36 protein-coding genes and 4 pseudogenes are annotated in these 24,213 nt (G+C 36.6%); 5 read left to right on the top strand and 35 right to left on the bottom strand.

What is annotated here, in order from left to right; genetic code table 11:
• Window positions 1-169: 169 nt before the first annotated feature.
• From QKW49_RS18250 to QKW49_RS18220, 8 genes are all read right to left on the bottom strand, one after another.
• Complete coding sequence (locus QKW49_RS18250; protein WP_282868240.1) at window positions 170-364, bottom strand: hypothetical protein; 195 nt, start codon at window positions 362-364, stop codon at window positions 170-172.
• A 20-nt stretch (window positions 365-384) separates the two neighbouring features.
• Window positions 385-462, bottom strand: coding sequence for a hypothetical protein (locus QKW49_RS26060; RefSeq protein ID WP_349239137.1), 78 nt, complete (start codon window positions 460-462; stop codon window positions 385-387).
• A gap of 19 nt (window positions 463-481) precedes the next feature.
• Window positions 482-676 (bottom strand): recombinase family protein, encoded by a 195-nt coding sequence (locus tag QKW49_RS26055; protein WP_349239038.1) that lies wholly within the window; start codon window positions 674-676, stop codon window positions 482-484.
• Between the two features lie 110 nt (window positions 677-786).
• On the bottom strand, window positions 787-1,614 hold the full coding sequence (locus tag QKW49_RS18240; protein ID WP_282864082.1) for a class I SAM-dependent methyltransferase: 828 nt from the start codon (window positions 1,612-1,614) through the stop codon (window positions 787-789).
• Window positions 1,615-1,800: 186 nt separating this feature from the next.
• Window positions 1,801-1,977, bottom strand: coding sequence for a hypothetical protein (locus QKW49_RS18235; protein ID WP_282864081.1), 177 nt, complete (start codon window positions 1,975-1,977; stop codon window positions 1,801-1,803).
• A gap of 41 nt (window positions 1,978-2,018) precedes the next feature.
• Window positions 2,019-2,744, bottom strand: a complete 726-nt coding sequence (locus tag QKW49_RS18230; protein WP_282864080.1) for a methyltransferase domain-containing protein — start codon at window positions 2,742-2,744, stop codon at window positions 2,019-2,021.
• Between the two features lie 132 nt (window positions 2,745-2,876).
• Entirely contained in the window at window positions 2,877-3,146 is a 270-nt protein-coding gene (locus tag QKW49_RS18225; protein WP_282864079.1) for a CD3324 family protein, read from the bottom strand.
• Between the two features lie 256 nt (window positions 3,147-3,402).
• Complete coding sequence (locus QKW49_RS18220; RefSeq protein ID WP_282864078.1) at window positions 3,403-4,014, bottom strand: LysE family translocator; 612 nt, start codon at window positions 4,012-4,014, stop codon at window positions 3,403-3,405.
• Window positions 4,015-4,165: 151 nt separating this feature from the next.
• Between QKW49_RS18220 and QKW49_RS18215 the strand changes: the two genes are divergently transcribed.
• Complete coding sequence (locus tag QKW49_RS18215) at window positions 4,166-4,579, top strand: winged helix-turn-helix domain-containing protein (RefSeq protein ID WP_282864077.1); 414 nt, start codon at window positions 4,166-4,168, stop codon at window positions 4,577-4,579.
• Window positions 4,580-4,965: 386 nt separating this feature from the next.
• On the opposite strand, the gene QKW49_RS18210 is transcribed toward QKW49_RS18215, so the two are convergent.
• From QKW49_RS18210 to QKW49_RS18185, 6 genes are all read right to left on the bottom strand, one after another.
• Window positions 4,966-5,583: an N-acetyltransferase gene (locus QKW49_RS18210; RefSeq protein WP_282864076.1), complete on the bottom strand. Its 618-nt coding sequence runs from the start codon at window positions 5,581-5,583 to the stop codon at window positions 4,966-4,968.
• 17 nt (window positions 5,584-5,600) lie between these two features.
• Window positions 5,601-6,680, bottom strand: coding sequence for a ribosome small subunit-dependent GTPase A (rsgA, locus tag QKW49_RS18205; protein ID WP_282868175.1), 1,080 nt, complete (start codon window positions 6,678-6,680; stop codon window positions 5,601-5,603).
• A 284-nt stretch (window positions 6,681-6,964) separates the two neighbouring features.
• The gene (locus tag QKW49_RS18200) at window positions 6,965-7,411 is read right to left on the bottom strand and encodes a hypothetical protein (protein ID WP_282864075.1); all 447 of its coding nucleotides are present in this window, start codon (window positions 7,409-7,411) and stop codon (window positions 6,965-6,967) included.
• Window positions 7,408-7,611: a helix-turn-helix transcriptional regulator gene (locus tag QKW49_RS18195; protein WP_282864074.1), complete on the bottom strand. Its 204-nt coding sequence runs from the start codon at window positions 7,609-7,611 to the stop codon at window positions 7,408-7,410. The genes QKW49_RS18200 and QKW49_RS18195 overlap by 4 nt, the downstream gene beginning before the upstream one ends.
• An 809-nt stretch (window positions 7,612-8,420) precedes the next feature.
• A complete protein-coding gene (locus QKW49_RS18190; protein WP_282864073.1) occupies window positions 8,421-8,786 on the bottom strand; it encodes a hypothetical protein in 366 nt (121 codons plus the stop codon).
• 146 nt (window positions 8,787-8,932) lie between these two features.
• Window positions 8,933-9,187, bottom strand: coding sequence for a hypothetical protein (locus tag QKW49_RS18185; protein ID WP_282864072.1), 255 nt, complete (start codon window positions 9,185-9,187; stop codon window positions 8,933-8,935).
• A gap of 69 nt (window positions 9,188-9,256) precedes the next feature.
• On the opposite strand from QKW49_RS18185, the gene QKW49_RS18180 reads away from it, so the two are divergent.
• Window positions 9,257-9,517 (top strand): helix-turn-helix transcriptional regulator, encoded by a 261-nt coding sequence (locus QKW49_RS18180; protein WP_282864071.1) that lies wholly within the window; start codon window positions 9,257-9,259, stop codon window positions 9,515-9,517.
• A gap of 181 nt (window positions 9,518-9,698) precedes the next feature.
• Here QKW49_RS18180 and QKW49_RS18175 read toward each other — a convergent pair.
• The 3 genes and pseudogenes from QKW49_RS18175 to QKW49_RS18165 form a co-directional block, all read right to left on the bottom strand.
• Window positions 9,699-9,824, bottom strand: a pseudogene (locus QKW49_RS18175) (helix-turn-helix domain-containing protein); the annotation flags it as partial.
• 53 nt (window positions 9,825-9,877) lie between these two features.
• Window positions 9,878-10,024, bottom strand: a complete 147-nt coding sequence (locus QKW49_RS18170) for a hypothetical protein (protein WP_282864070.1) — start codon at window positions 10,022-10,024, stop codon at window positions 9,878-9,880.
• A 278-nt stretch (window positions 10,025-10,302) separates the two neighbouring features.
• A complete protein-coding gene (locus tag QKW49_RS18165; RefSeq protein ID WP_282864069.1) occupies window positions 10,303-10,617 on the bottom strand; it encodes an LPS biosynthesis protein in 315 nt (104 codons plus the stop codon).
• Window positions 10,618-10,737: 120 nt separating this feature from the next.
• Here QKW49_RS18165 and QKW49_RS18160 point away from each other — a divergent pair, with 120 nt between their 5' ends.
• Complete coding sequence (locus tag QKW49_RS18160; RefSeq protein ID WP_282864068.1) at window positions 10,738-11,637, top strand: AraC family transcriptional regulator; 900 nt, start codon at window positions 10,738-10,740, stop codon at window positions 11,635-11,637.
• A 122-nt stretch (window positions 11,638-11,759) separates the two neighbouring features.
• Here the strand turns inward: QKW49_RS18160 and QKW49_RS18155 are convergent.
• The 7 genes and pseudogenes from QKW49_RS18155 to QKW49_RS18125 form a co-directional block, all read right to left on the bottom strand.
• Window positions 11,760-11,948, bottom strand: a pseudogene (locus QKW49_RS18155) (type IV secretory system conjugative DNA transfer family protein); the annotation flags it as partial.
• Window positions 11,861-12,049: a hypothetical protein gene (locus tag QKW49_RS18150; protein WP_282868239.1), complete on the bottom strand. Its 189-nt coding sequence runs from the start codon at window positions 12,047-12,049 to the stop codon at window positions 11,861-11,863. The pseudogene QKW49_RS18155 and the gene QKW49_RS18150, both read right to left, overlap by 88 nt.
• A 267-nt stretch (window positions 12,050-12,316) precedes the next feature.
• On the bottom strand, window positions 12,317-12,634 hold the full coding sequence (locus tag QKW49_RS18145) for a type II toxin-antitoxin system RelE/ParE family toxin (protein ID WP_282864067.1): 318 nt from the start codon (window positions 12,632-12,634) through the stop codon (window positions 12,317-12,319).
• Window positions 12,624-12,905 carry a type II toxin-antitoxin system prevent-host-death family antitoxin gene (locus QKW49_RS18140; RefSeq protein ID WP_282864066.1) on the bottom strand — a complete coding sequence of 94 codons (282 nt, stop codon included), beginning with the start codon at window positions 12,903-12,905 and terminating at the stop codon, window positions 12,624-12,626. Before QKW49_RS18140 ends, QKW49_RS18145 begins: the two co-directional genes overlap by 11 nt.
• A gap of 349 nt (window positions 12,906-13,254) precedes the next feature.
• Window positions 13,255-13,587 carry a CGGC domain-containing protein gene (locus QKW49_RS18135; RefSeq protein ID WP_282864065.1) on the bottom strand — a complete coding sequence of 111 codons (333 nt, stop codon included), beginning with the start codon at window positions 13,585-13,587 and terminating at the stop codon, window positions 13,255-13,257.
• A gap of 20 nt (window positions 13,588-13,607) precedes the next feature.
• Complete coding sequence (locus QKW49_RS18130; RefSeq protein ID WP_282864064.1) at window positions 13,608-13,862, bottom strand: hypothetical protein; 255 nt, start codon at window positions 13,860-13,862, stop codon at window positions 13,608-13,610.
• Window positions 13,828-14,133 (bottom strand): aminotransferase class V-fold PLP-dependent enzyme, encoded by a 306-nt coding sequence (locus tag QKW49_RS18125; RefSeq protein ID WP_282864063.1) that lies wholly within the window; start codon window positions 14,131-14,133, stop codon window positions 13,828-13,830. Before QKW49_RS18125 ends, QKW49_RS18130 begins: the two co-directional genes overlap by 35 nt.
• A 118-nt stretch (window positions 14,134-14,251) precedes the next feature.
• Between QKW49_RS18125 and QKW49_RS18120 the strand changes: the two genes are divergently transcribed.
• A complete protein-coding gene (locus QKW49_RS18120; protein WP_282864062.1) occupies window positions 14,252-14,581 on the top strand; it encodes a metalloregulator ArsR/SmtB family transcription factor in 330 nt (109 codons plus the stop codon).
• Here QKW49_RS18120 and QKW49_RS18115 read toward each other — a convergent pair.
• On the bottom strand, window positions 14,565-14,858 hold the full coding sequence (locus tag QKW49_RS18115) for a transposase (protein ID WP_282864061.1): 294 nt from the start codon (window positions 14,856-14,858) through the stop codon (window positions 14,565-14,567). The two genes, QKW49_RS18120 and QKW49_RS18115, sit on opposite strands and share 17 nt — an antisense overlap.
• A gap of 127 nt (window positions 14,859-14,985) precedes the next feature.
• Between QKW49_RS18115 and QKW49_RS18110 the strand changes: the two are divergent.
• Window positions 14,986-15,742: pseudogene (locus QKW49_RS18110) on the top strand (IS3 family transposase); the annotation flags it as partial.
• 59 nt (window positions 15,743-15,801) lie between these two features.
• Here the strand turns inward: QKW49_RS18110 and QKW49_RS18105 are convergent.
• From QKW49_RS18105 to rlmD, 10 genes and pseudogenes are all read right to left on the bottom strand, one after another.
• On the bottom strand, window positions 15,802-17,022 hold the full coding sequence (locus QKW49_RS18105; RefSeq protein WP_282864060.1) for an IS66 family transposase: 1,221 nt from the start codon (window positions 17,020-17,022) through the stop codon (window positions 15,802-15,804).
• A 121-nt stretch (window positions 17,023-17,143) separates the two neighbouring features.
• Window positions 17,144-17,503, bottom strand: coding sequence for an IS66 family insertion sequence element accessory protein TnpB (tnpB, locus tag QKW49_RS18100; protein ID WP_282864059.1), 360 nt, complete (start codon window positions 17,501-17,503; stop codon window positions 17,144-17,146).
• Window positions 17,504-17,596: 93 nt separating this feature from the next.
• Complete coding sequence (locus QKW49_RS18095) at window positions 17,597-18,343, bottom strand: tyrosine-type recombinase/integrase (protein ID WP_282864058.1); 747 nt, start codon at window positions 18,341-18,343, stop codon at window positions 17,597-17,599.
• A complete protein-coding gene (locus QKW49_RS18090; protein ID WP_282864057.1) occupies window positions 18,330-19,295 on the bottom strand; it encodes a tyrosine-type recombinase/integrase in 966 nt (321 codons plus the stop codon). Before QKW49_RS18090 ends, QKW49_RS18095 begins: the two co-directional genes overlap by 14 nt.
• Window positions 19,288-19,458, bottom strand: coding sequence for a tyrosine-type recombinase/integrase (locus QKW49_RS18085; protein WP_282864056.1), 171 nt, complete (start codon window positions 19,456-19,458; stop codon window positions 19,288-19,290). The genes QKW49_RS18090 and QKW49_RS18085 overlap by 8 nt, the downstream gene beginning before the upstream one ends.
• A 246-nt stretch (window positions 19,459-19,704) precedes the next feature.
• Window positions 19,705-19,992 (bottom strand): annotated as a pseudogene (locus tag QKW49_RS18080) (DNA adenine methylase); the annotation flags it as partial.
• Window positions 19,993-20,033: 41 nt separating this feature from the next.
• Window positions 20,034-20,618: a hypothetical protein gene (locus tag QKW49_RS18075; protein WP_282864055.1), complete on the bottom strand. Its 585-nt coding sequence runs from the start codon at window positions 20,616-20,618 to the stop codon at window positions 20,034-20,036.
• Between the two features lies 1 nt (window position 20,619).
• Complete coding sequence (locus QKW49_RS18070; protein ID WP_282864054.1) at window positions 20,620-21,243, bottom strand: hypothetical protein; 624 nt, start codon at window positions 21,241-21,243, stop codon at window positions 20,620-20,622.
• 317 nt (window positions 21,244-21,560) lie between these two features.
• On the bottom strand, window positions 21,561-22,283 hold the full coding sequence (locus QKW49_RS18065) for a DUF5131 family protein (RefSeq protein WP_282864053.1): 723 nt from the start codon (window positions 22,281-22,283) through the stop codon (window positions 21,561-21,563).
• Between the two features lie 244 nt (window positions 22,284-22,527).
• On the bottom strand, window positions 22,528-23,919 hold the full coding sequence (rlmD, locus tag QKW49_RS18060) for a 23S rRNA (uracil(1939)-C(5))-methyltransferase RlmD (protein WP_282864052.1): 1,392 nt from the start codon (window positions 23,917-23,919) through the stop codon (window positions 22,528-22,530).
• Window positions 23,920-24,213 lie beyond the last annotated feature (294 nt).

Raw genomic sequence — 24,213 nt, 5'->3', positions numbered from 1 at the left:
TTGTGGTCAAAGTCTACATTTTCTTGTCCAAACCACAATACGCCATCAGAATTATCGTCTTGACGGTATTACCTTTATCCCACAAAACTTCCTGTACTACTTTCCCATCTTTATATACGGGGAAATTAAATGAAATCGACTTTAACGGTACTTCCGCTTCATCACGGGGTTATATCTGAATTTCTTTAATTAACGAAGATATAAGAGCCTTTCGCTCTTCATCACTGATTTTATCATATACCTTTTCAAAGTTAATCATCATCTTGTAAACATTATCAAGTGTAATAGCGTTCATCTCAACAGAGTGACGTTTTAATTCTGCATCTTCTATCTTTTCTTCTAACTCAACGATTATATCATACAAACCATCTAAGCTCCATTCTTTTAGTGTTCCGTTTTGTCTTTGAATTTTTTTTTTACACCTTGTAAATTAAGATATTTTGCTATTCCTCCATATCCTATATTGGAGTTTGCGAATTTATCATATATTAATCGAATAACCTCTGCTTCTTCCTCCTGAATAAAAAAACATTTTATCTTTCAAATAGTAACCGTAGGGAGCAAAATCTCCATTCCATCCACCTTGCCTGGCTTTCTCCTTGCGCCCATTCAGGGTCTGCTCAATGATGTTTTCTCTTTCAATTTCAGCCACAGCAGAAAGAACAGATATTAGCAACTTGCCGCTCGTCTGTGATGAATCAATACCTTCATCAATACATATTAGGTTTACAAAGCAATTTTTTTCTGCAGTAAACAGATTTAAAATTTATAAAATGATTATTTCAGCTACTTAACAAATAAAATAGCAATGGTTTCGCTATCGTCTGCATATGGACTCCCTGTAACATCACTAAAAATATCTTTTACTTTAAAGCCAGCTTCTTTTGCTTCATCAATTAAACTTTTCTTTGTAAAACATTTGTTCCAAATATAGTATGTTTTTGTGTTTTCTTCTGTAATTACAATAGCTCGTTCTAAAGTAGTAAAATTCTCATATTTGAAGTTTGTATTTAGTAATAGATATGGGTTTTTATCCCAAAATCCATTGTGTTGACAGAATTCCCATGATTGCTCATTTTTAAATTTTGCATACTTCTCAATAGAGAATACGTCCAACAAGAAAACCCCACCCTGATTCAAGCAATCATATATCTTTTTCATTAACATTTGACGATTATAAGATGATAAAGCACCATAGTCGCAATAAATCATAGTTGCTAAATCATACTTGTTTGTTAGTTGCATTTTTAAGTAATCTTGACACTCATATTGAATATTGAATCCTTTTTCTAATGCAGAATTGCGAGCATAGTCTATGGAATTTTGAGAAATATCAATTCCTGTTACCTCATATCCATGTTGATAAAATCTTTCAGTATATAATCCTGGCCCGCAGCCTACATCTAATAATATAGGGAACTTTTCAGAAGGTGTAATTTGAGATATCCATGCGACAGAATTATCAATAAAATCTTTTTTTCTACTTGCTCCATCTGAATTACAATCAAGATGTGCCGTCAGTAATTCTTTAGAGATATATTCTTCATTCCAAAAATTTGTCTCACTTATTGTGTTGATAGATGGCAATTCAAAAAAACTTTTGTTCAAGTTCATAATCACTATTCTCCCTTTTCATAAAATAATAAAAAGCCGCAGATTTTATTCTGCGACTTTAATCAACAAATGATTAAAGATGTGAAAGCAGAATAAAATCAATAAATAGGCACAAAAACAGAACTGCATAAAACAGTAAGCCCTTTACCTATAAATTTGATTTTATCTACTCTTATCCAACGATACCTATACTAATGATTTTATAGTATCCGATATGCCGGAAATCACATCACTCTTTTCTTTTTTTTCTTTAAGTATATAGGAAAAAGCAGCGGTTATAATTTTCCTTTTTGATATTTCGCTGGATATGTACTTTTTCGTAATACGGCGGTATTCTTCATTAACCGTCGTATTGCGAAGCATTCACTTGTCATTCAACATTTGAGGTAAAAAACAACGGCGGCTTACCTTAACTTATTGCTTCTCTGTGCAAGTACAGAAATCATATTCATGTATTTTCCAGCACCAGCCTCCATCGACTTCCTATCATTGATTGCATATTCAATATCGCTACTAAGCCAATCGCTCCAGCAAGTTTCAAAACAGGTCATTTCTTCAATACTTTGGATATGGATTTTCTGGGACTGAGCAAGAAGATTATTCCACCATTCACAGCTATGAAATGTTTCCAAATCCTCTGCTTTCCAAGAAAGCAAAAATTCAGGTGGTAAATTATCGTGAATATCTTTCTTAAATCCGGGGAAAGCCAATGCAATCTGTCCACCTGATTTTACAAAAGGTGCAATTTTATCATCCATAAATGATGCTTCTCTTCCAAAATAGTAGTACGCATCAACACTAATAATTGCATCAAAAAATTCCTCTGCAAATGGTAAGTCCGTTGCGTCAGCATGGATAGGAATAATTAAATCATCTAATCCCATTTGCTTAAAACGATTATAATTTTCAGTTGCGCCTACCCAAAGGTCTGTCGCAAAAACCTGAACACCAAATTCCTTCGCCAAAAAAATTGAGGTCAATCCTTTGCCACAACCCAAATCCATAACTTTCATACCCGGGTGTAAGTCTAATGTAGAAGTCAATTCCTCAACCATTTTTAAGGAATTAGGCCCCATAAGATTTTCTTCAACAAATTGTTTTTCATATTTATCGCTTTTAATGAACTTCAAACTGTTATCTCCTTCTTTCTTTTGATTTTAATTAATTGTACTATATAGCCATTGAAAAGTAACCCTTCAACTCTTTTCTGAAAAAAGAATAAGAACGCCAAAAGTCATGAAACATTGGCGTTCTACAATTCTTCATCTTTTCATTTTGGCAATTATTCCATAGATGGTTTTGACAGAAAGGAAATATTCTTCGGCAAGGGTTTCTACTGAAATGCCGGACATATACTTGTTGAAGATTTCTTGGTTTCGGTCAAAGGTACATCGCTTACTTTGGTTGGTAGTACCCCATATCTGTCTATTACATTCCTTTCGTGGAATATAGATATACTCACCATCAATATATTCTTGAATCTCAACTAATAACTTTTTAGGTAATACAGATTTTCCATTCAGGTAACTCATTTGCTTCCTCCTAATTTGTGATATTTCTTAGGAATAAGCAAAGGCTATTTTAAATTTAATAATTTATTGCAAATAGCCTCTGCTATCTGCAACAAATGGACTCTAATTTACTCAGTGAATAGATACGACAACACCCCTTTCATTTTTTTTGGTTGTTTCCTATAAGCTTAAAGATGACGGCCTCAGCACTTCTTAGATGCTTTGTTACGATCTGACACAAGCACTTTCCATTGATAATCTCCTTTGCGATAAATTACTATAGTGAACTTAAGCAAAGTTGAATAGCAAAAACAATAAAGATAATACCAAAGAGTTTCTGAATTAAATTCATCAATTTGGGAGAATTAATTATTGTTTTTGCTGTTCCTGCCAACATTCCATATCCTATAAATACTACAAAGGTGAGCATCATAAATGCAAAACCATAAAGTAAACATTCAATAACATAGTTTTGGCTTTTTGAACTCACATATTGTGGTAAAAACGAAAAAAAGAATAATGTCAGCTTTGGATTTAATAAATTTATTAGTATCCCACGACGAATTATAGTCGTTGGTTTATCTTCCGTTTGTGCATTGCCAAATTCCAATCCATTTTTGGAAAACAGCATTCCAAATCCAAGGTGCAGTAAGTATAAAGCACCTATCATTTTCATAATTAGAAAAGCTTCTTGACTCATTTTTACAAGAAAAGAAGAAAGTAAAATACTTGCGCATAGATGAGGAACTATGCCTGTTGTACAACCGAAAGCTGCAAACATGCTTGCTTTTCTCCCTTTTGAAATCCCTGTGGAAATAGTATATATAACTCCTGTACCCGGAATAAGAATAATTATTAATGATGTAATTAAAAAAGTATAGGTGTTCATTAACTCCCCCCCATATTAGAATGAATTTCAATCATTTTTTCCTCCTGGATTTACTTTATTTTATTTCTATGATATACTTTATCGCAAAATAGCGATTCTGTTAAGTTCCACATTGTTAATTATTTTTTAGAACCACTTGAAAGGGGTCTGTATGCTTCACATAAAAATTGATAGAGAATCTGCGAGTTATCTGTCAAAACAAATATATAATTCCATTAAAGAATTCGCGCTTTGTGGGACAATACAGCCGGGAGAAAAGTTGCCTTCATCACGAGATCTGTCAAAATATTTAAATATAGCAAGAAATGTTGTAATTGAAAGCTATGAGCAACTAATAGCCGAAGGATACGCATATTCAAAAAGTGGTTCTGGCACATACATTTGTGAGGGGGTTCAATTTCAAAAGACTAAAGTGGACAGTATGAAAAGACATTATATATCAGATAATTACATCACCCCATATGATCAATCTCTGATTTTCGGCTACGGCAACACAAAACTTGATGAAATAGAAGCAGGTATAAATAAATTGCACTCTGTTATAGGTGAGAACCGCACATCGTAGCACCATTTTAACTATTTTTTCATTTTTATTTTATTTGCTAACAAAAGCGGCAAGCAGGGCAAGGTGGTACACACCTTGATTCCAAAGTTTTGTAGGAATAATTACGCATGCCATAATAGGGCATTTCAATAGGTGAACTTGCAACCTTCCTGAAATACTCAAATCTCATGAAGCACAATAATTGCCTGTTTACTGTTTTCTGATTTCTTATCCGATACTCTAACCGCGCAAAATATAAATGATATGTTAAAAAACATTATTTCTACTTAATCATATTAATACAATGCAGTATCCTCTGGTTTAATATTAATGTTTAAGAGCAGTACCGTTTTACCAATACTACTCTTAACTCATCAAATGCTCATATTCTGACTAATTTATTTTCATCAAACAAGCTGTCCGGGACGTTTTTCTTTGATCTTAGGAGAAAATTTCAGGTCAAATTCTTCGACATCCTCATCGGACACTGAGTAAGCATCCGGTTCTATAATTTTGCCGACGATTCCGGCAAGGTATCCCTCCAACAATTCTTTAATCATAAAAAACGGTGCTTCTTCATTGCGTGGTAAATCAGCATAGTAAATATGAAACTTTGAACCACTTTGGAAACCAAATCGATGATAGTATTCAGGATTTCCTGTAATTGCAACCGCTCCATAGCCCAATTCTTTGGCTTTTTGCAAAGAGTAGTCTATTATTTTTCTTCCAATACCGCAACGCTGAAATTCCGGCAATACGCTGACAGGCCCGAACATAAGAATCTCTTTTTGTTCCCCGCTGTCAGATAAAATAGTTGCCTTACAATACATAATATGTGCAATAATTTTCCTGCTGTTTTCCTCTTCTGCTACAAAGCTTAGTTCACTTACAAAAGCAGGATGCGTTCGGAAATTATGAACAACCAAATGCTCCGTGCAGCCTGGACGGTATACATTCCAAAACGCTTCACGGGTTAAATTTTCTACTTCAAACCAATCATTGCTATTTTCTAATCGAATGATCATTTGCCTTTTCCTCCAAATCAAAACTTCTGCTTTTTCTGTTCTTTTAGATGCCTACGTGCATTTTTCATTCCACCAACTTCTTTGAACATCATCTCAAATTTACTGGTTTCAATTTCCTTTGAACTGAGTCCATCGTATTTTGCTTCACGCTTTATTTTGAAATAATTATCAAGTCTTCGCTTCTCTATTAAACCATCAGCAAGCGCTTTTTGTATAGCGCAACCCGGTTCTGAAGTGTGCGTGCAATTTCTGAATTTACACTTGGCCTCCAATGCCTCAATTTCAGCAAAAGATTTTGACAAATCAGCTGATTCAATACCGATTTCACGCATACCTGGAGTATCAATGACAATCCCTCCATTTGGGAGTATCAGCATTTCACGACCTGTTGTTGTATGTCTTCCCTTATCATTCTTACCGATTTCCGCAGTTACTAGGGCATCTATTCCCATTAGCTTATTGATAAGAGTCGATTTCCCAACTCCGGATGATCCGATAAATGAAGCCGTTATTCCCGGTTTCAGATACGAAAAGATTTTTTCATCAACCGTATCATCAAGAGCGGAAGTAACAATGATATCACTAAACGCAGCTATACCTTCTACTTCTTGTAGTTTTTTTTGCAAATCATCACATAAATCAGATTTCGTTAAAACAATTACAGGAGTAGAACCGCTGCTCCACGCAATAGAAAGGTAGCGTTCCAATCTGCTTAAGTTGTAATTATTGTTGAGTGACATACAAAGAAACACAACATCAACATTTGTTGCTATGACCTGCGATTGGCCTGTTACACCGACTGCTGTTCTTTCAAAAGAGCTTTTTCTTGTGAGAACATGGTGTATCATTGCGTGTCCGTGATCATCAGAATGAGCAACCATAACATAGTCACCTACCGCCGGAAACAGTGAAACTAACGTTGTATCATGACGGAATTTCCCCGTCACCTCTGCAAAGCATTCACTATTTTCTGTGGCAATCTTATATAGTCCCTTAAATTGGGCAATAACTCTAGCAGGTTTTAAGTTTGGATATAACGACGCTTCGTTAAGGAAGCATTCGTTAAGACCATATTCTTTTAATGTATTCATTTTTATCCTCCAAAATATAATATTCTTATTGAATATCTCGGAGGTATTGCGTATTACTCAGCATCTACCTCCGAGTATAACGCCGACTCCAGTGTACCTAACATAAACATAAATCCTCCTTTTATATAAATAGTCTAACAGATAGTATTATACTAACTTAAGCATATTAATGCAATACAGCTTGATTGAGAACAGAAAAGTGGCAATCATAAAACACTGCGATGGTCGCTCTTAACAACATCTATTACATGCGCAATGTTCCTCGAAACTCTGAGTGACATGGGGTATGCTCATAGTCTTTTGTTAAGATTATTAAAAACTATAATTCCACAGATATACTGGAAAACAAGCATTATGACCAATCCGAAAACAACATATTTTGAAAATGGTATAAAATACCCAAGTGCACTAAGTATAGAAAATACTATTATCAAAAAGCAAAAAACCCCTAACATGATGCGATAAGTTATACAACCGCTTTTATCTCTGAGCATAATCTTTCTTTCATCAAACATCTCAATTTTCTCCTGCTTCAATCTTTTTTTGTACTCAGTCTGATTTTCAGGCTTTGACCAATGTATAAATCTCAAGATCATTACCAATCCAGGACCAATCCCAGCTCCCCCCAGTCCCCATAAAATACCTTGAAGCTTAAATTCTGTAATTAGAGCAATTGAAATACACACAATTCCAAATAGGGTATAACCGATTCCTACATATATATCTGATTTTTTCATATTTCTTCCTCCTCATAAATAAAAATTTCTTCAATGCTCATCTCAAAATATCGAGCAATTTTAAAAGCTAAAATGATTGATGGATTGTATCGTCCATTTTCTAAAGAGCCTATTGTCTGTCTTGAAACTTCAAGCGCAGAGGCTAAATCTTCTTGTTTGATACCCTTCGCTTTTCGAATTTCTTCTAATCTGTTTTTCAAATCTACACTCCTTTCCGCGGAAAGTTTACTTTACATATTTTCATTATATCAAATTAAAGCGAAATGTCAAGCAAGCTTTCCATAAAAATATCAGATGAAATTTATCGTCTGCTAAAGGTCATATAAATATAAATAATCTCATATAATCTGCTTCAAAAATTATTTTTTTTATAGAATTTAATATCTCACATTACCTATCTTGTTCTGAAGCTTTTTCAGTTATTTTTCCAACAGGAATCTTTCCATCAGAAGCAATATAAGCAAATTTTCAATAAGAGTACTTTCTTAAAAAATGTTTTTTGCAAGTACTTTTTGCAAAAAGTTGCAAGTGATTTTTTCATAGTATTGCAACTACATTTTCCACAAAGTTGCAACTGTATTAATATGTAATATATGGAATATGATAAGTAATCATTGCAGGATTAAAACAGTTTTTTCAATTCATGATATGATCTCTAAACCAATTTAATAGTTGAAGATAATCATATTCCCGATCTTTTACGAAAAAGCGATTGTTGTTAATTCGTTTAATTACTATTCGCAACTCTTTGACTTTAGTCATTTCAACCACTCCTAAATTCAATATTTATCCAATGTTCCGGTGGTTCTGATGATAAGTCAAGGTATCAACGTTTCCACTTTTGACTTATCATCATCTGCCATGCTTTATCATTATCACCAAAAGCCTAAAGGGAAAAGGCATACAGTGTTTTCATATCCCCTTTTAACCTTTGTATAACATTTATAGACCACCAGTCGGATTTGCTTGTTGTATAGCTTGCGCTACAGGCCTTTCCTTGGGTACATATTTAGTATTCAATTCGTTGTTTTGTCATTCCAGAAGATTTCAGCCCATGCTCCGAAAGCATATGTTCCAGCTCAGCAATATAGTCTTCAAGTTCACGTGTCTCAAAGTATTTATCAATATACAATTTGCGTAGGTATTCACGCTCATCCTGCCAGCGCTCAGACGGGCTTTTTATTGTAACATCCAGTTTTCCAATTTCATATTCACTAATATCCTGCTTGATGTTAGCATAAAGATCCTGTTCAGTGAATTCATATGGAAACGCCTCTTCCTCATATTTCATGAGTAGATATTGTCTCAACTCTTCAGGGAATGACTTTCTGTATGTGTGTTCAAGTTCCATGATAAACATTTTGTCTATGGTCATGTTATTCGCCCTCCCTGTTTGTCATCTCATTTACATAAATCCGATTTAAAATCTGCTTAATCTTCATTTTCATTTCTCCTTCAATTTTTATAAGTTTCTTTATATTTTTAGGTGACATGTTTCATTACCAAGCGTAAATACCAAGACTATTTTCCCATTACATTCAATTTTGCATTAGATGCCTGCGCCTTTGCAGAATGCTTGATTTCTCCATTCAGCTTTACTGCTAAAATTCCCATGATGATCATCGTGATAATGTCGGTAATCGGTTGAGCGGCTATCACTCCGTTTAATCCCATGAAGTTGGGAAGCATCAGAATAATAGGAATAAAGAACACGGCCTGACGTCCGGCGGAAAGTACCCAGCCACCTAACGGTTTACCAAGTGCCATAAAAAGCATACAGTAAATTGCTTCTATACATTATTTCCGATAGCAGTAACATAATGAAGTTGTTTTAAATTCTTTATCATGCAGGAAGCTCTTGCCGAACAGGCGGGTGTCACCACACGGTACATAATGGCCATAGAAAATGAAAACAGACAGCCCAGCATGGAAGTGCTGTTTAAGATTATCCGAACATTAAAAATATCCGCAGATTTAATCTTTTTCCCTGAAATTCAACATACAGACAAGAAAAAAGAACACCTCATCCACATGATTCACTTGTGCGATGAAAGAGATTTACAGGTTGCAACAGCTACTATTAAGACATTATTGGATACGAAATAGCTAGGAGCCATCTTTCTTTGGAGGATGGTTTTCTCTATATACTTAGATAATCTATTTGTTCTTTCTCTGTTGATAAATAAAATCCTTAGAGTGAGTTCTTCACTGCATAAGCCATAATGTCACATACCATATGCCACCAAGAAAGCAGACTGCTCCCTTGATGGTTTGATATATTTTTTGCCTACTTCACCGTAAAGAACAGACTACTTTTCCCAACATTTTCTCGCCACCGCTGTTCCTTGATAAGATGTCCGGACTGTTCAAGGTCAGCGACGGCTCGCTGTACGGTTCTTCGCTTCTCCTCTATACTCACTGAAAACGAGTGATCAAAAACTCCACATCAACACCATCATCTTGGAATCATTCCAAGGAAAGTTCAAATTGATGAATAAGTTTCTTTTGATATCTTTCAGCTTCACGCTCTTTATGATGTGCATGGAAGATAGCTTCGCTGACATCCACACGGCTTCTTTTAACAACGATTGTATATCCCTTGTTTTCTGACATATATTGTCCTCCTAATTTTGAAAAATGTGTTGAAAACGAAGGACAAGAGACGGGGAATGACACTGAGGAATAGTACTGCGGAACAAAAAAGAGCAACCAAACAGACATGAGCGTCTAGTTGTTTGCTCTTATAACTTAATATAATATTAAAATCATCTAATAATTTGTTTCTATAATCACACTTCTCCAATGAGAAATACAATCTCTTTTTAATGTTCTTGTACATATATTAGTTATGTAGCAGATTTAATGTCGCCGCTTTCCTTTATTTCTTTTCTCTAAACCTCTTTTGGCGGAATTATTTTATTTGCAATAGTATGTTCCGTTAATTCAGACAATAATCCTATTCTTTTGTTTATCATATTTCTCATACAGTTTGGTACATGCTCTTCATGAGCTCTATGAATAGCAACACATTCTTTGCAGTTTCCATGGTATCTGCATGCCTTCTGACAAGGGCAATGATCTTTTGATTTGAATTCTTCACGAAATTTAGATGCAAACTCCTCCTGAATGCGTAATCCTTCTTGTCTATTTCCTTTATGGAACTCTTGCATTGCCGCTTTTTCAATTTTATTTCCATCAATTATCATTTGTTTTTTCCTCCTTCAATCTTTTCAAGATAATATAATTATAAATCCATATTATCTTGAAAAGTAGTTATATTCAGCCTATAATATATAAAAAAAGAACCATTAAAGGAGGTTTGCTAAATGTTTACAAAAGCCCCTGTATACTCACATAACCCTTATCACACAACGCAATTCCCACTTCTAGTCTTAAATGTAAAACATCGCATCTGCACCCCTTTCAATGAAGGATTTCAGGTATTACATTGGCACGATGAGGTGCAATTTGTTTATATTTTAAAGGGAATTGTTCACGTTAAAATATATGATGAAGTATTTGATTTACACGAACATGACTGTATATTTATTAATCGAACCGTACTGCATCACATCACAGAAAAAGAGGATTGTCATTATCATAGCTACATTATTCCAGCACGAATGCTATCTTTCTTTTCTGGAAGCATTATGGAACATGATGATGTGGGTGTAATCATTAATAACCCTATATTCACACATTATTTACTGCGCTCTAATATCCCAACACACAATTCTGTACTTTATCAGATACGCCTTTTAGACAAGTTATATTTTCAAGATAGCAAATACAGGCATCACGAATATCGTCTTTCTATTCAATTATCCATGGTCTGGTTAGAATTTATCTCTCTTCTTCACGAAATGAAAGAAGTATCACCTTCAAAAAATCACGAACGAATACGAGCCTTAATTACTATAATACACACTAATTATAAACAGCCAATTTCCATAAAGGATATTGCCGATGCTGCCCACATCAGTAAAACAGAATGTTTACGTTGCTTTCAAAAATTTGTACATGATTCTCCTTATCAATATTTGTTGAAATATCGCCTACATATGAGCACATCATTACTTATTGCTACAGATATGTCGGTAACGGATATTGCATTGGATGTAGGTTTTCATTCCATAAGCTCCTATATTAGATATTTTAAAACTTATTACCAAACAACCCCCTATAAATATAGAATTGAAAATAAATTTTCTGATTCTGATAAATAATAATTATAACCCCAATTTTCTATTTATTTTACTTGATTATATACTTATACAAAAGTAAAGAAATAGAACAGTTCATTCATATGATTCAAATATACAATGAAAAGGACACAAAGATAGCCGCGCTTAAGCGTTGTTCTCATTGGAGAGTATCCTGTTTTTGCTAATATAAAGCGTCCTTTGGGAAGTGTTTTTAATTCATCCGGTGTCATCAATGGTCGCTGGATCATCTGGAGGCTCTGGCTGGGATCATTCTTTCCTCTGCTGATTGAACCAGACATAACTGTCTTATTTCCAAGAGCCTTAGAGAGGACGATAATGATTTTATCCTCGGACATGATTTTGACGGTTTTATCAACTGTTTCACCAGCACTTCATCAAATTCTTCCAGAATATCCTCCTGTTTCTTAAGCATCCGAATCAGTTCGTTACTCTTGATAATGTTATTGTCGAAATCCGTGTAATCCTTGAGCTTGGCGGGCTGTTCTTTCAGTTTCGCTGTTTACTGCACAAATCGGTTGTTTTTTCCATAGAAAAACCACCACATCTCTGTGACGATTCACTTGGTTTACTCTTATGTTAAAATCATTTTATATAGTAGTTCAGTTCCTCAAACACTAATGATTTTTCTTTCCATCTTCGATTCACTTTCAATAGCGATAGATCCCATAAGCCAAGATGCCTACAGCAGCCAACCATAATCCTGCCTACAGTCCACCACGGCATCTACGTATACGGTACTGTCCTTCACCTGATAAACCAGCAAATACCGCTTCGCCATCAGAAGCTTGCGGTATTTGCCTGATGGCACCAATGAGTCGGAAAGCCATGGGTTTCGCTCCGGAAACTTCTCTAGGGATCTTGCTTTTTCATTAAACTCGGCAATAAATTGCAGAGCTGCCGTTTCACTAGCCTGTGCAAGAAAACGGGAATGAGATACCAGCATCTGAGCCGCCTCATCGGAGATAATCACATTATACATCTTACTTTCACTGTCCATCCAATACCTCCTTGACAGCGTCCTTCATCATATTGGACACATCGTCAATGGAATAACCTTTTTTGCCGCTCAACCTGCCTTCCTCCGCAGCTATCAGATTTTCACGGAGGCGCAGCATGCTTTCACGTCTGGCAAAGGCTTCAATGTCCATTACCACCAGATCACCTTCTCCGTTTTTGGTCAGATATACCGGTTCTCCCGACCGCCTGCACAACTTGGAAATCTCATTGTAGTTTTTTCGAATTGCCGCAGATGGCTTTATATGCATCATCCCAATCACCTCGCTTCGTAGCATTATTGTATTCTCATTTTATGCTTATTATACTACAACAGAAGGGATTTGTAAATCCGAAAGCATCCGCTGCTTTATAATCAATTCCAGGACAGCTTCTACTATTGTGCATCTTCTATGCACGTATATCAGCCTTTCAGCCTCTCAACCCTCGTGGCGGCCTCACTAAGGAATACTTTTACCTCATGCCCGTTCTTTTTGCAGTAACCGCAAAACGGAATGCATTCCATGCCTTTTCATATTCCTTTGTTTCAATAATGATACCCAGTTTCATGATGATCCCTCCTCTTTTCATTAAATCGTTCAAAATGATTCACTCATACATTAATTAGTGTGTATAGTCAATAATTTTTATGGCATCGCCTAATTTTTTAATAATAGCATCTTTCATTGCTTGAGCATGAGGGCATGGGAAACCTATCGGAGTGCCCCGAAAAATACAGGACGCCAATACAATTGTATCCGCTCCCCGTTTTACCATTTCGGCAGCTCTTGTTACAGCTTTTTTACCCGGGCAGCCGCCACAGGTAGTTACACCAATAACTTCAATATCCTCTGTGATTCCTTCAAAGGCTAGTTTTTTTTGATTCATAACTTTTAAGCAAGTAGTAGCAGGGCACATATCCTCTGTTTGCATACATCTGATTAATCCAACTCTCATATAATTTTCTCCTTTACATTTTATTTAGTTGTATGGATTTCCTTAAGTCTTTTAAGGACAGTATCAATTTCTTCTTGTGTTGTATATCTTCCCGAACTGAATCCTACTGCTCCTCTAGCAATTTCATAAGGAATATTCATTGCTTTTAAAACAGGTGATATGGAAATAGAACCAGCGTGACAAGCTGATCCGGTTGATGCTGCGATGTCATCGCCTAGTTTTGAAAGTATATCACTGCCGTTATATCCTAAAAAACTGACATTTAATATGATCACCTTTATGTCGATACGTATGGGCGACCCCTTTAATTACTGTATTATTTGATTCACTGCCGCCGCTTGTAAAAAATATTTCATTATTCGTGCACTTTAATAGCTCAGCTATACTAGCCCTAGCCTGTTCAACTGCTTTTTTAACTGCTATTCCTAATTTGTGGCCACTGGATGGATTTCCGTAATTTTCATAAATATAAGGAAGCATAGCATCAGCCACATCTTTGTCTATAAGCGCTGTAGCATTGTACTCCAGATATATCAATTGAAACATTCCTTTCATTTCTTATTTCGCTGTAATATATACTTCACAGTATAGCATTTATATAATATAACAATCAACAGATTACTTGAATAATTGAATGCTTGAATGCTTGAACGGAGGAGAAATAATGGACCAAGAATCTCATATGCTTAAAGATAGTACTTATGCACAACTTGCTAGAATTGGAAAAGCGATTGCCAGTCCTAAAAGATTGGAAATATTGGATATTTTAGCACAAGGGTCTAAAACAGTTGATACAATAGCCAGAGAAACGGAAATGAACGTAGCAAATACATCCCAACACCTGCAAACATTATTGGAGGCGAGACTTGTGGAATATCAAAAACAGGGGCTTCACCCCTTCACTAAAGGCCTGCTTGATAAGAGATTGTTTTTCTCTTGCCAGCATGGTCTCCTTTTTATTGATGACATATTTAACACTATCTCTGGTCTTTAATGAAGATGGCTGTAGCCTTTTTTAAGATTTCTAGTTCCATTTTAAGCTCAGCATTTCCTTTTCTTAACTTAACTATTTCCACATCAGACTCATGCAGATTACCTTTACTGGGAAAAGCATCATCTTTATGCTTCTTGGCCTGTTTTATCCACCCATGTATTGTGGTTGCCGGAATATCAAGCTCTTTTCCAACTTCCGCTACGCTCTTGCCAGCTTCATTAATTAAACGTAATACTTCTTTTTTGAAATCTTTGTCGTATGACCGTGTATTGCCCATCTTTACAAAACCTCCTATAATTATTATATTCGGCTTCTTTGTGTCCGGCAAATCGGGGCATGGTCAAAATATAATGATACCAGAAAACAAGACTGACAAAACAGCGCAAATAAGTTAGAATAGTATTATGGAAAAAAGAAGAAAATTTACACCCAAACAAAAAGCAAAAATTGTTATGGAGGTTTTACGAGAAGAAAGAACATTTAACGAAATTGCTGCTGAATATGAAGTACATCCTAATATGTTAAGCCGTTGGAAAGCAGAATTCATTAACAATGCAGCAGCAGTCTTCAAAAAAGAAACAGATGAATTAGAAAAGGCCAAACAGTCATATGAAAAGGAGAAAGATGAACTGTTAAAACAAATCGGGCAGCTTTCTTATGAAAATGCCTGGCTCAAAAAAAAATCTGGCCAAATCTAAGTCTCGTGAAGACCGCATAAATATGATCGATAAAAATGATAAAAAGCTCAGTATTGTAAGACAGGCTAAACTGCTCTCCATTAACCGTACAAGCCTTTACTATAAACCAGTAGAGATGAGTGATGAAGAGTACAAAATCAAACGTATTATTGATGAAGTTTATACTGCACATCCTGAATACGGATACCGAAGGATGACAATCATTTTAAATAGAGATTATGATATTTTAATTAACCGCAAGAGGACACGCCGTTATATGCGTGAAATGGGGATACACGGCTTTTGTCCTGGTCCTAACCTCAGTAAGCGTTTGCACAAAAAGTATCTATATCCTTATCTTCTTAGAGGCTTAAAAATCGACCGTCCAAATCAGGTATGGTCCATTGATGTGACATATTGCAGGATGAAGCGTGGTTTTATGTATATGGTCGCTATTATAGACTGGTATTCTCGCTATATTGTGTAAGTGCTTCAAAAGATGACGTATAGCCGCGTTATATTCATTGTGGTAAGCTAATACTATCATTTTGGGAAGCACTTTTTATTTCTTTGATTCAATCTGCATTTCTCTGGCAATTCCTTTGACCAGGGCAGATACTTATTTAGTATTTCAGGATAGTTATGAAAATCTGTATCCGGGATCGACGCTAGGATATATCTTAGATATTCATACACATCCAGATCATTTGCTTTTGCAGATTCTACTATTGTATAGAGAATAGCATTGGCTGTTGCTCCTTTAGGTGTATCAGCAAAGAGCCAAGCTCTTCTTGCCGTAGCATATGGTTTAATATTTGCTTCACATAAATTATTCGAGATGGGAAGTCTTCCGTCTTCCAAAAATGTTTCCAGATATTTTTTCTGGTTTTTGGCATAATTAAGGGCTTTTGTCAGGTTCTCATTTGTAGTAGAAAGAGCAGATGTTTCTTCAACCCACGACCAAAAGGCATCTAGGATGGCTCGTGACGCCACCTGACGCTTCTCTTTCTTTTCTTCATATGTTAATTCCTTCATCTCATCTTCCAATTTAAAGAGAAGATTAATGAATTCTCTGCCTTCAGCACCTTTGGAACCTGGGATTTCTTTTCCCTTATTATCCAGTGGAATACTTTCGATTAGGTATCTGCGGCAGTGAGCCCAACATAAATTTCTTTTTATTCCCTCGGCTTTTTCATAACCAGCATATGCATCTGTGGTCAAATATCCATGAAAACCATTTAATAGCATTTTTGCTACTTCACCGCTTCTGGTTCTGGAGTAGTAAAAATATGCTCCTTTTATCTCCTCACAAGCTGCACTTCGCATGACCCACATAAAAGAATCACTGCTGGCTTTTTTGCTCTCTTCCTTATTACACTGGATTCTTGTTTCATCCATGTGAAGGACTTCGCATTTTAAAAGTTCCTCATGGATTCGGTTGTAAATTGGAGTAAGCCATTCCTCGCTGCATCGGATCGTCCAGTTCGCCATGTTAGCTCTTGGTAATACCAATCCCATACGGTACCAGTCCTTTTCCTGACGGTTGAAAGGAATCCCCATTGCAAACTTCTGATACATGACCTGCGCCACAAGTGATGCAGTTCTTTGGTAGCTTGGAACAGTTATTTTTTTCTGTTCCTTAAATAGTTCCTTTGCCAGTTCCTGTGTTGTTTCAAACAGATTCATCTGTTCGTCTACATGTTTGGTAACCTCTGAAGAAGCACCAAAGAGTTTCTTACGGGCATGCAGAAGAGCCTGTATCATATTTTCTATCTGAATATTCTGTTTTTCACGGATTTTATCTATATTTCCAGCGATATTGATGAACTGAAAAGTGCTGATTTCATGCGTGTTTCCTGGCTTTTATTTATCATATTCACGAAGCTTAAAAACAGGTTTTTCCGGCCCTCATTTCAACAGGATGAAGTGCCTTTTTCTGTTCCATTTCCAATCCCTGAAGAAGCCACTCCATCTGCTGGAATGTAATCTCTTTTACTTCAGCCGGATTCTTTGGCCACTGAAATTTCATTCCTTCTAGCAGCTTCTTGCTGGCCAGAATAAAACCATTTTTATCATATCTTAAAACCTTAATGCCTGTTTTTCTTTTGTTGCAGAAGATGAAGGCACATCTGTCTGAGAATGGATCAAGCCTGAATTGTAGATTCACAATCGCCACCAGTCCTTCTATCTGCTTGCGAAAATCAGTTGCGCCACAGGCAATGCTATACCGAAATCGGTATAGCATTGCTTATACCGAAAAAATAACTATACCGAGATTCTGTTGAAAGTATCATTCTACTGGTTTCTTAGCATAAATTTCGGTATAGTATTTCGCTGATTACAGGCGATAAAGTTTTTCCATCACCTTTTTATCTTTCCACTTTTTAGCGGTCTGGCTCTCATTAGCCTTTTCTAATGACTTTGCTAAGGTATCAAGTGTTGCAAAAGCATAGAATCCGGAGGTGGTTGAAATATTCTCATGTCCTAACAGTTGTTGTATATGTGTCAATGGAATTCCCTGTTGATACAAATTCATGGCTCTCGTTTTTCGAATCATATGGCAATGGACACTTGAGGGCATCTTTGTTCCATTTGATATACATTTTGCTGCATAGCGTTTTAGCATTTTCTCTACCGTATCCGTCGAAAGATGATGTTTCTCACCATGCGTTGTTGCATAAAAAAGCGGTGCATCTGGTTTGTTATCATCATGAAATTCATTGAGATAACACTTTAAATGCTTTTTTGTTTTCTCCATTAGTTCAAAGTTCTCTTGTGAGGCATACTCCATAAGGGCATGCACTGCAGTCAACCTCAAATTGCATGTTTTTGGTGCAAGTTGTTGGTCATTCAGCATCCAGTTCATGTATTCCTTTACATTTTTACGGTTGAATTCCTTAAAGGTGATGTCCTTACGGTTGTATTGTTTTTGTTTTTCCAGATAGTCAATATAATGGTTCAATGCATTTCTGTATGCTGAAATAGTATTGCCACTGGCTTTTCGTATATCAGTTAAATAATGCCTGATATAATCCATCGCGGTATTCCAGAAGAATTGGCTGCTGTCTATATCATTCTTCTTCATAGGGCACCTCCGGCAGGATGTCTTCTAAGGATTCTGACAGTTCTGTGAATACAGGGAAAAATTCTGGGACAAAGCGAAAGTAATACAGGGTGCTGCTAGGATGCTGATGCCCCATGTACCGTACAAGATATGGAAGCATAGCGTTGATATCCGTCCCTTCTTTTACCCAACGGTTTAAATTTGCCCAGACAAAGTGATGGCGAAAATCATATGCCCTTGGTCGTGATATCGGTCCATCCCAATCAGAGAATGCCTGCTTCCAAAGACGTTTGAAATTTTCGGAGATGAATCCTGCCGTATAATAATCGGTCAGGGATCGTGGGAAAAAATATGTTCTGCCCGGAAATACGTTTTCTATCTTCTGATTATACCCTTTTAGGTAATCTGACAGTTCCCAGCTGATGAACAGTCTTCTACTTTTAGCTCCCTTTGACTGCAAGATGTCAATGTAGTTCTCAGAAAGATGTACATCACTGCATAGTAACTTACGTACTTCCTTGCACCTGAGTCCACAACAATATAAAATCCTGAACAATGCAGGAAGAACATATTCGCGGCCTTTAAATGATTGATTAGATTTGACGGAATCACAGGCAAGGAAAAAGTGGACTGTCTCATCCTCTGTAAAAAAATAAGGCGGTTCTGGGTATAGCTTAGGCATTCGCTTTGGAGGAATCACATATACATTTTCACATCCTTGATTAAGAAGGTACCTGCTGAATTCTCTCAGGACTGCTGTTAATCCATACAGAGCACCTGGATAATCTTTTTTTGTATCCAGATATGCAAGGATAACATCTTTATTCGGAAACTTTGCATTTGGATAATTTTGATGGGTATATTTAACAAATCCATTAAGATAGGTTTCCGATGTGATATATTGATACCCAATACCACGTTTGTATGATAGAAAGTCTTCTGCTAAAATATCAATTGATTTACAATTATTCATAAGCACCTCCCGGAAGAGGAAGGGTACATTCGGAAAGTCTTTCTCCATCTGTTGAAATATAAATCAGGGTACTGTTGGGATCTGAATGTCCAAGAACTTCTGCTATTGCAGGAAGTGGAATTCCCTTGCGTACCATACGAGAAGCTGCATTGTGACGCATCATGCGCGTCCCATTAATTCGACCGCTCTTTTCAATTCCTGCATTTATGACGTCCTACGCGTTGAGCAATTTCAGATTTTGAATGACCTTGATGCCACAACAGGATGATTTGTTGTTTCATGTTCAAAGTTATCAACTCCATTACTCCCCCATACTAAGACAAGATTTGAATCTATATGGGAAAGTATAATTTAGAAGTGCCGATTTTTCAAATGAAATGATTGCCTACTTTTAGATTAACATAAACACCATGAATTTGCGGATAACTATAAATTCATCCCTCGAGTTAATAGGCAGAAAACCGAGATGTCTTAAAAACTCCCAAGTTCGGTTTTCCACACAGTAAAACATATTGGCAAGGTTGGAGTTAAAATCGTTGTATACCTCCATTGCCTTTGGAGCAGGCGGTCTGCCAAACAACACCCAGCCTCCACCGCCGAAGACTTCAATGTATCTGCCGAAGTCTTTTGGGAACAGCTTGTAAATGATTTTTCGGAGGGCTTTTTTACCGCCCACCCAACTGATAAAACTATTGATATTACACTACCTCCTATGCAAAAGAAAAGAGCCGCGCATTATCACATTTGCATGGGTGGCGACTCATCAGGATGATATTCATATTCATTTGTTCCTTCGTTATAGAGGTAGCCCTCATCTGCGAGGTCGATACCATGCACTTCAGCGGCTAGCTCCAAGGCTTCCTTAGAACCTCCAAACGGAATATCGCAAAAAACTTCCTCACCGTTTTCGTATTCTTTTTTCCCTGTGTTATTTCCAAAATCCTCATCTGCCCACAGATATTCAAAACACAGTTCCGGATATTGTTCTGCAAGTTGGCTGATTACTTTGTCTACGTTGCTCCAAGCTGTTTGAAACTCTATGCAGCTGCTATTAAAATCCTGTAATGCGGTATCCCTATATCCATAGCTATTCCACTTACTGCCCCAATTGGCAATATTCCAATCTAACCAGTTGTTTTTGCCATACTTAGCTAATTCCTCTTTGCCAAGATCGCCATGATAGATGTTATCTGGTGTTGGTATTATCTTATTAAAATCAATACTGCCAATGCCGACTTTATCTGATTTTATTGTCTCAAACATAGCTCTGACCTTATCCTCATCGCCATGCACTTTTAAGATATTTGTTACATGATTAGGCATTTTACATCCCTCCCTTGATGACATTGATTCCATATCGCCTTACCAAAAAGGTATTAACAATAAGTCGCAGGAGCTTATCATTTATCAGCTCCGGATCACTTAGTTCAGAAACTGTAATGTGTTCCTTTCCAGAGTAAAGCTCCTTTGCCATATGAAAGATGGCATATCCATCTAAATCCACACCATGAATGCGGATAGCTTCAAAATGAATGAGTTGGCTGCCTACACAACTTTTTGCTTTACTCCGGACAAATGCATCTGCAGAGAGTAAAAAAATAGCGGCTGCATATCCGTAGCTTTCTTCTGGCTTCGGAAACAGACCGCTTTTACAGATACTTTGAAATCTCTTTTTATGCTCTGCATTTCTAAAAAGCATTTGGTTCACCTCGCTTTCTTCGAGGTTGCTCCCAACCTCTATGATTTTTTGCACTCGCAGAGCAAATGCCTGAATCTCTATCTCTTTCAAAAGCAGCCCCAGCAATTCTTCATACCGAATTGGGTTTGGATTCACATATCTTTGCTGGCTTCGGAATGTTCCCCAAGCACGAGGAGTAAAGCCGGGAATAAGTTGCATTTCTATTTCTATGGCAGAGAGAGGTGTATCTCTCATAAATCTTGTAATCACTTTAATCAATCCTTTCTTTTTCTGCAAATCGAACAATTAAAAAAGAGGCTATGCTTTTCAGTAACGAAGAACATAACCTCTTGATTGTTTGCCCGATGCATTTATTAAGTTGTTCTTGGTTTTATATGAAAACAGAGGCACGAAGATTTATCATCGAGGTACCTCTGGATTTTCTTCATTTTAATTTTAAAATGTTAGGCATGCCTGCTATATTCTCATTAGACCAATGAGGTGCACTGCGCCCAATACTAATTGGACTGGTTCAGAACATTAATCAAACAAAATAGGCAATAATGTTTTATACTATTCCATTCCTGTCAAAACAACCTTTTTCCGTCTGAAATATTTATACCAAGCTCTTTCGCCATACTGGTTTGCTTAAATGGATTTACTTTTTCCACTACTCCGTCATGTTTAAAAAGTGAGCCTGTATTTTTGAACCAAAATGTTACATTTGCTTTTACGCATTGTTCACGGATATTAAGTACCCAATCATAATCACATTCACGAGCCTCTCGCCCCGTTTCACCGCCAACTGTAACATGGTCTACTCCATGAAGATAAGGTGTTAAATCTATCGCTTCTAAGAGCGGTGCGCAGGCAATAAAACGCCGCTTTATCGGATAGGATAAAAATAATGGAAGCCTATAATCGGCTAATATTTGATTTTCGACAGTACATCCAATATTCACATTGTCATATCCAGTATCCCAATCTGACGGAAGCGATACAAGGAAGCGGTCAATCCGCTTTGTCAAAATCAAAAATTCTATATCTGTTCTTTTCTTGATGATAGCCCATATTTCTTTACGCCATTCATCTGCTTCAGGAAGAAAAAAGTCAGTTGCAAAACATGTTGCAAGAATTTTGTTACCTTTAATGTTGTATTCGCCTTTTGCATTCGTCCTTATAGGCCAATCAAATTTGTCTGTTTTTTCTATGACGTTTTGACCATATCGTTTTGCATGGGGTCCATAAAAATAACAATATGTACAACCATCACTAATTTTATAACAGCCTGTCCATGGTTCCCAGTTCATAGCATCCTCCTTATTTAGTGAGTTTTGTTGTGTCTATATATAATCAATCTTTTATGCGCCTTTTCCGCCAAATGCGTACAAGTTATTATTTACCTCAAAGCCTCGTTTTCCATCTGCCATTTCTCAAATAAGCCGATGTCATCTATATTTTCCCTTAAAAATCAGGGCAAAAATCGGGCACTTTTTAGCCTAATTTTTGCCCATTTTTTGCACCAAAACCACAACATCTTGTGGTTAGAGTGTCTTATTTATCGTTTTGACCACAACGCGTCATTAGAATCACCGTTTCAACATGTGCCGTATGTGGGAACATATCTACTGGCTGTACGTCGATAGTTTTATAACCCCTATCTTCAAGATATCTCAAATCTCTGGCCAGTGTGCTGGGATTGCATGATACATAAACGATTCTGTCCACCTGCATTTTAGCAATGGTATCTAATAATGCTTCATCACATCCCTTGCGCGGCGGGTCTACGACTACCACATCCGCTGTATACCCTTGATTATACAGCTTAGGAATCACTTCTTCCGCTGCCCCAACATGGAACTCTACATTATGGATATCGTTAAGTGCCGCATTTTGTTTTGCATCCTCTATTGCTTCAGCTACGATCTCCACCCCTACCACTTTCTTAGCATTCCTGGCAAGAAACAGCGATATGGTTCCTATCCCGCAATATAGATCGAATACCGTTTCATCACCATTTAGCTGTGCACACTCCAAAGCCTTGTTGTACAGTACTTCCGTTTGTACAGGATTGACCTGGTAGAATGACATGGGAGAGATATGAAACTTTACATCCCCAATATAATCAATTATTGACTCGGTTCCCCATAGCAATCTATTCTCTTGTCCTAAAACAACATTTGTAGCTTTGGTGTTAACATTTAATATGATGCTTTTGACTTTATCATTTACACTTCTCATCGCATCTATGAACTGCTGGGGATTAGGTATTTTGGCACCGTTAGCTACTAAGACCACCATGATTTCTCCCGTTGCAAATCCGACACGGGTAAAAATATGCCGTACCAGGCCTTTTCGTGTTTTTTCTTGATAAGCAGAAACATTATTTTCTTCCATCCAAAGTTTCAACTTTTCAATAATACTATCATTAATCTCATGTTGTATCTGACAGACATCCGTTTCAATAATATCATGACTTCTTGGAGCGTAAAAACCCACTTTAACCTTCCCGGTGTTTTCATCCCTGCCTACAGGAAACTGTACCTTATTCCTGTATCGCATCGGCTTTTCCATACCTATGGTATCATGTACAACTACATCCTCTAATTTTCCGATACGTTGAAGATTGTCCACTACCTTCTGCTTTTTAAGCTCTAGTTGCTCCGAATAAGCAAGATGCTGTAATTGACATCCTCCACATTTTATATGTGATGGACAAACAGGGTCTACACGGTGTTCTGAAGGATTAACGATTTCTATTAGTTTGCCATAAGCATAAGTATTTTTTGTTTTTACTATCTTAACTTTTACTCTATCTCCCGGTAACGCATGAGGTACAAATACCGTAAAATTCTCTATACGGCCTACACCTTCTCCTTCATGCCCCATGCTATGTATATCCATTTCGTAATATTCATTTTTGTGTACAGGAATTTGATTTTTCATTTAGTCACTTCCTCATTTAAATCATTAGTAAAACTATAGAGCATTCTAAAACAGGATATTAATCGAAACTGCAAATAGTCATAACTGCTATTAACATGCGCGCATTCTAAACGGGCAACTAAATCTGTCCTAATGAAATTTTGTCCTTTCTATAACATCTGATGACATTAGCCACTATTCACTATTCATTATTCACTGCTCAGTATTACCTATGAGTATAATTGTTATTTCATGTTTCGTAAAGCAATATTTATCCATAAATCTATTTAAATAGTATTATTCTACACAAACTAT

Source organism: Petroclostridium sp. X23 (assembly GCF_030013905.1).
Lineage (GTDB): Bacteria > Bacillota > Clostridia > SK-Y3 > SK-Y3 > X23.
The sequence above is the reverse complement of the archived record's forward strand: the minus strand, read 5'-3'. Positions and strand labels throughout refer to the sequence as shown.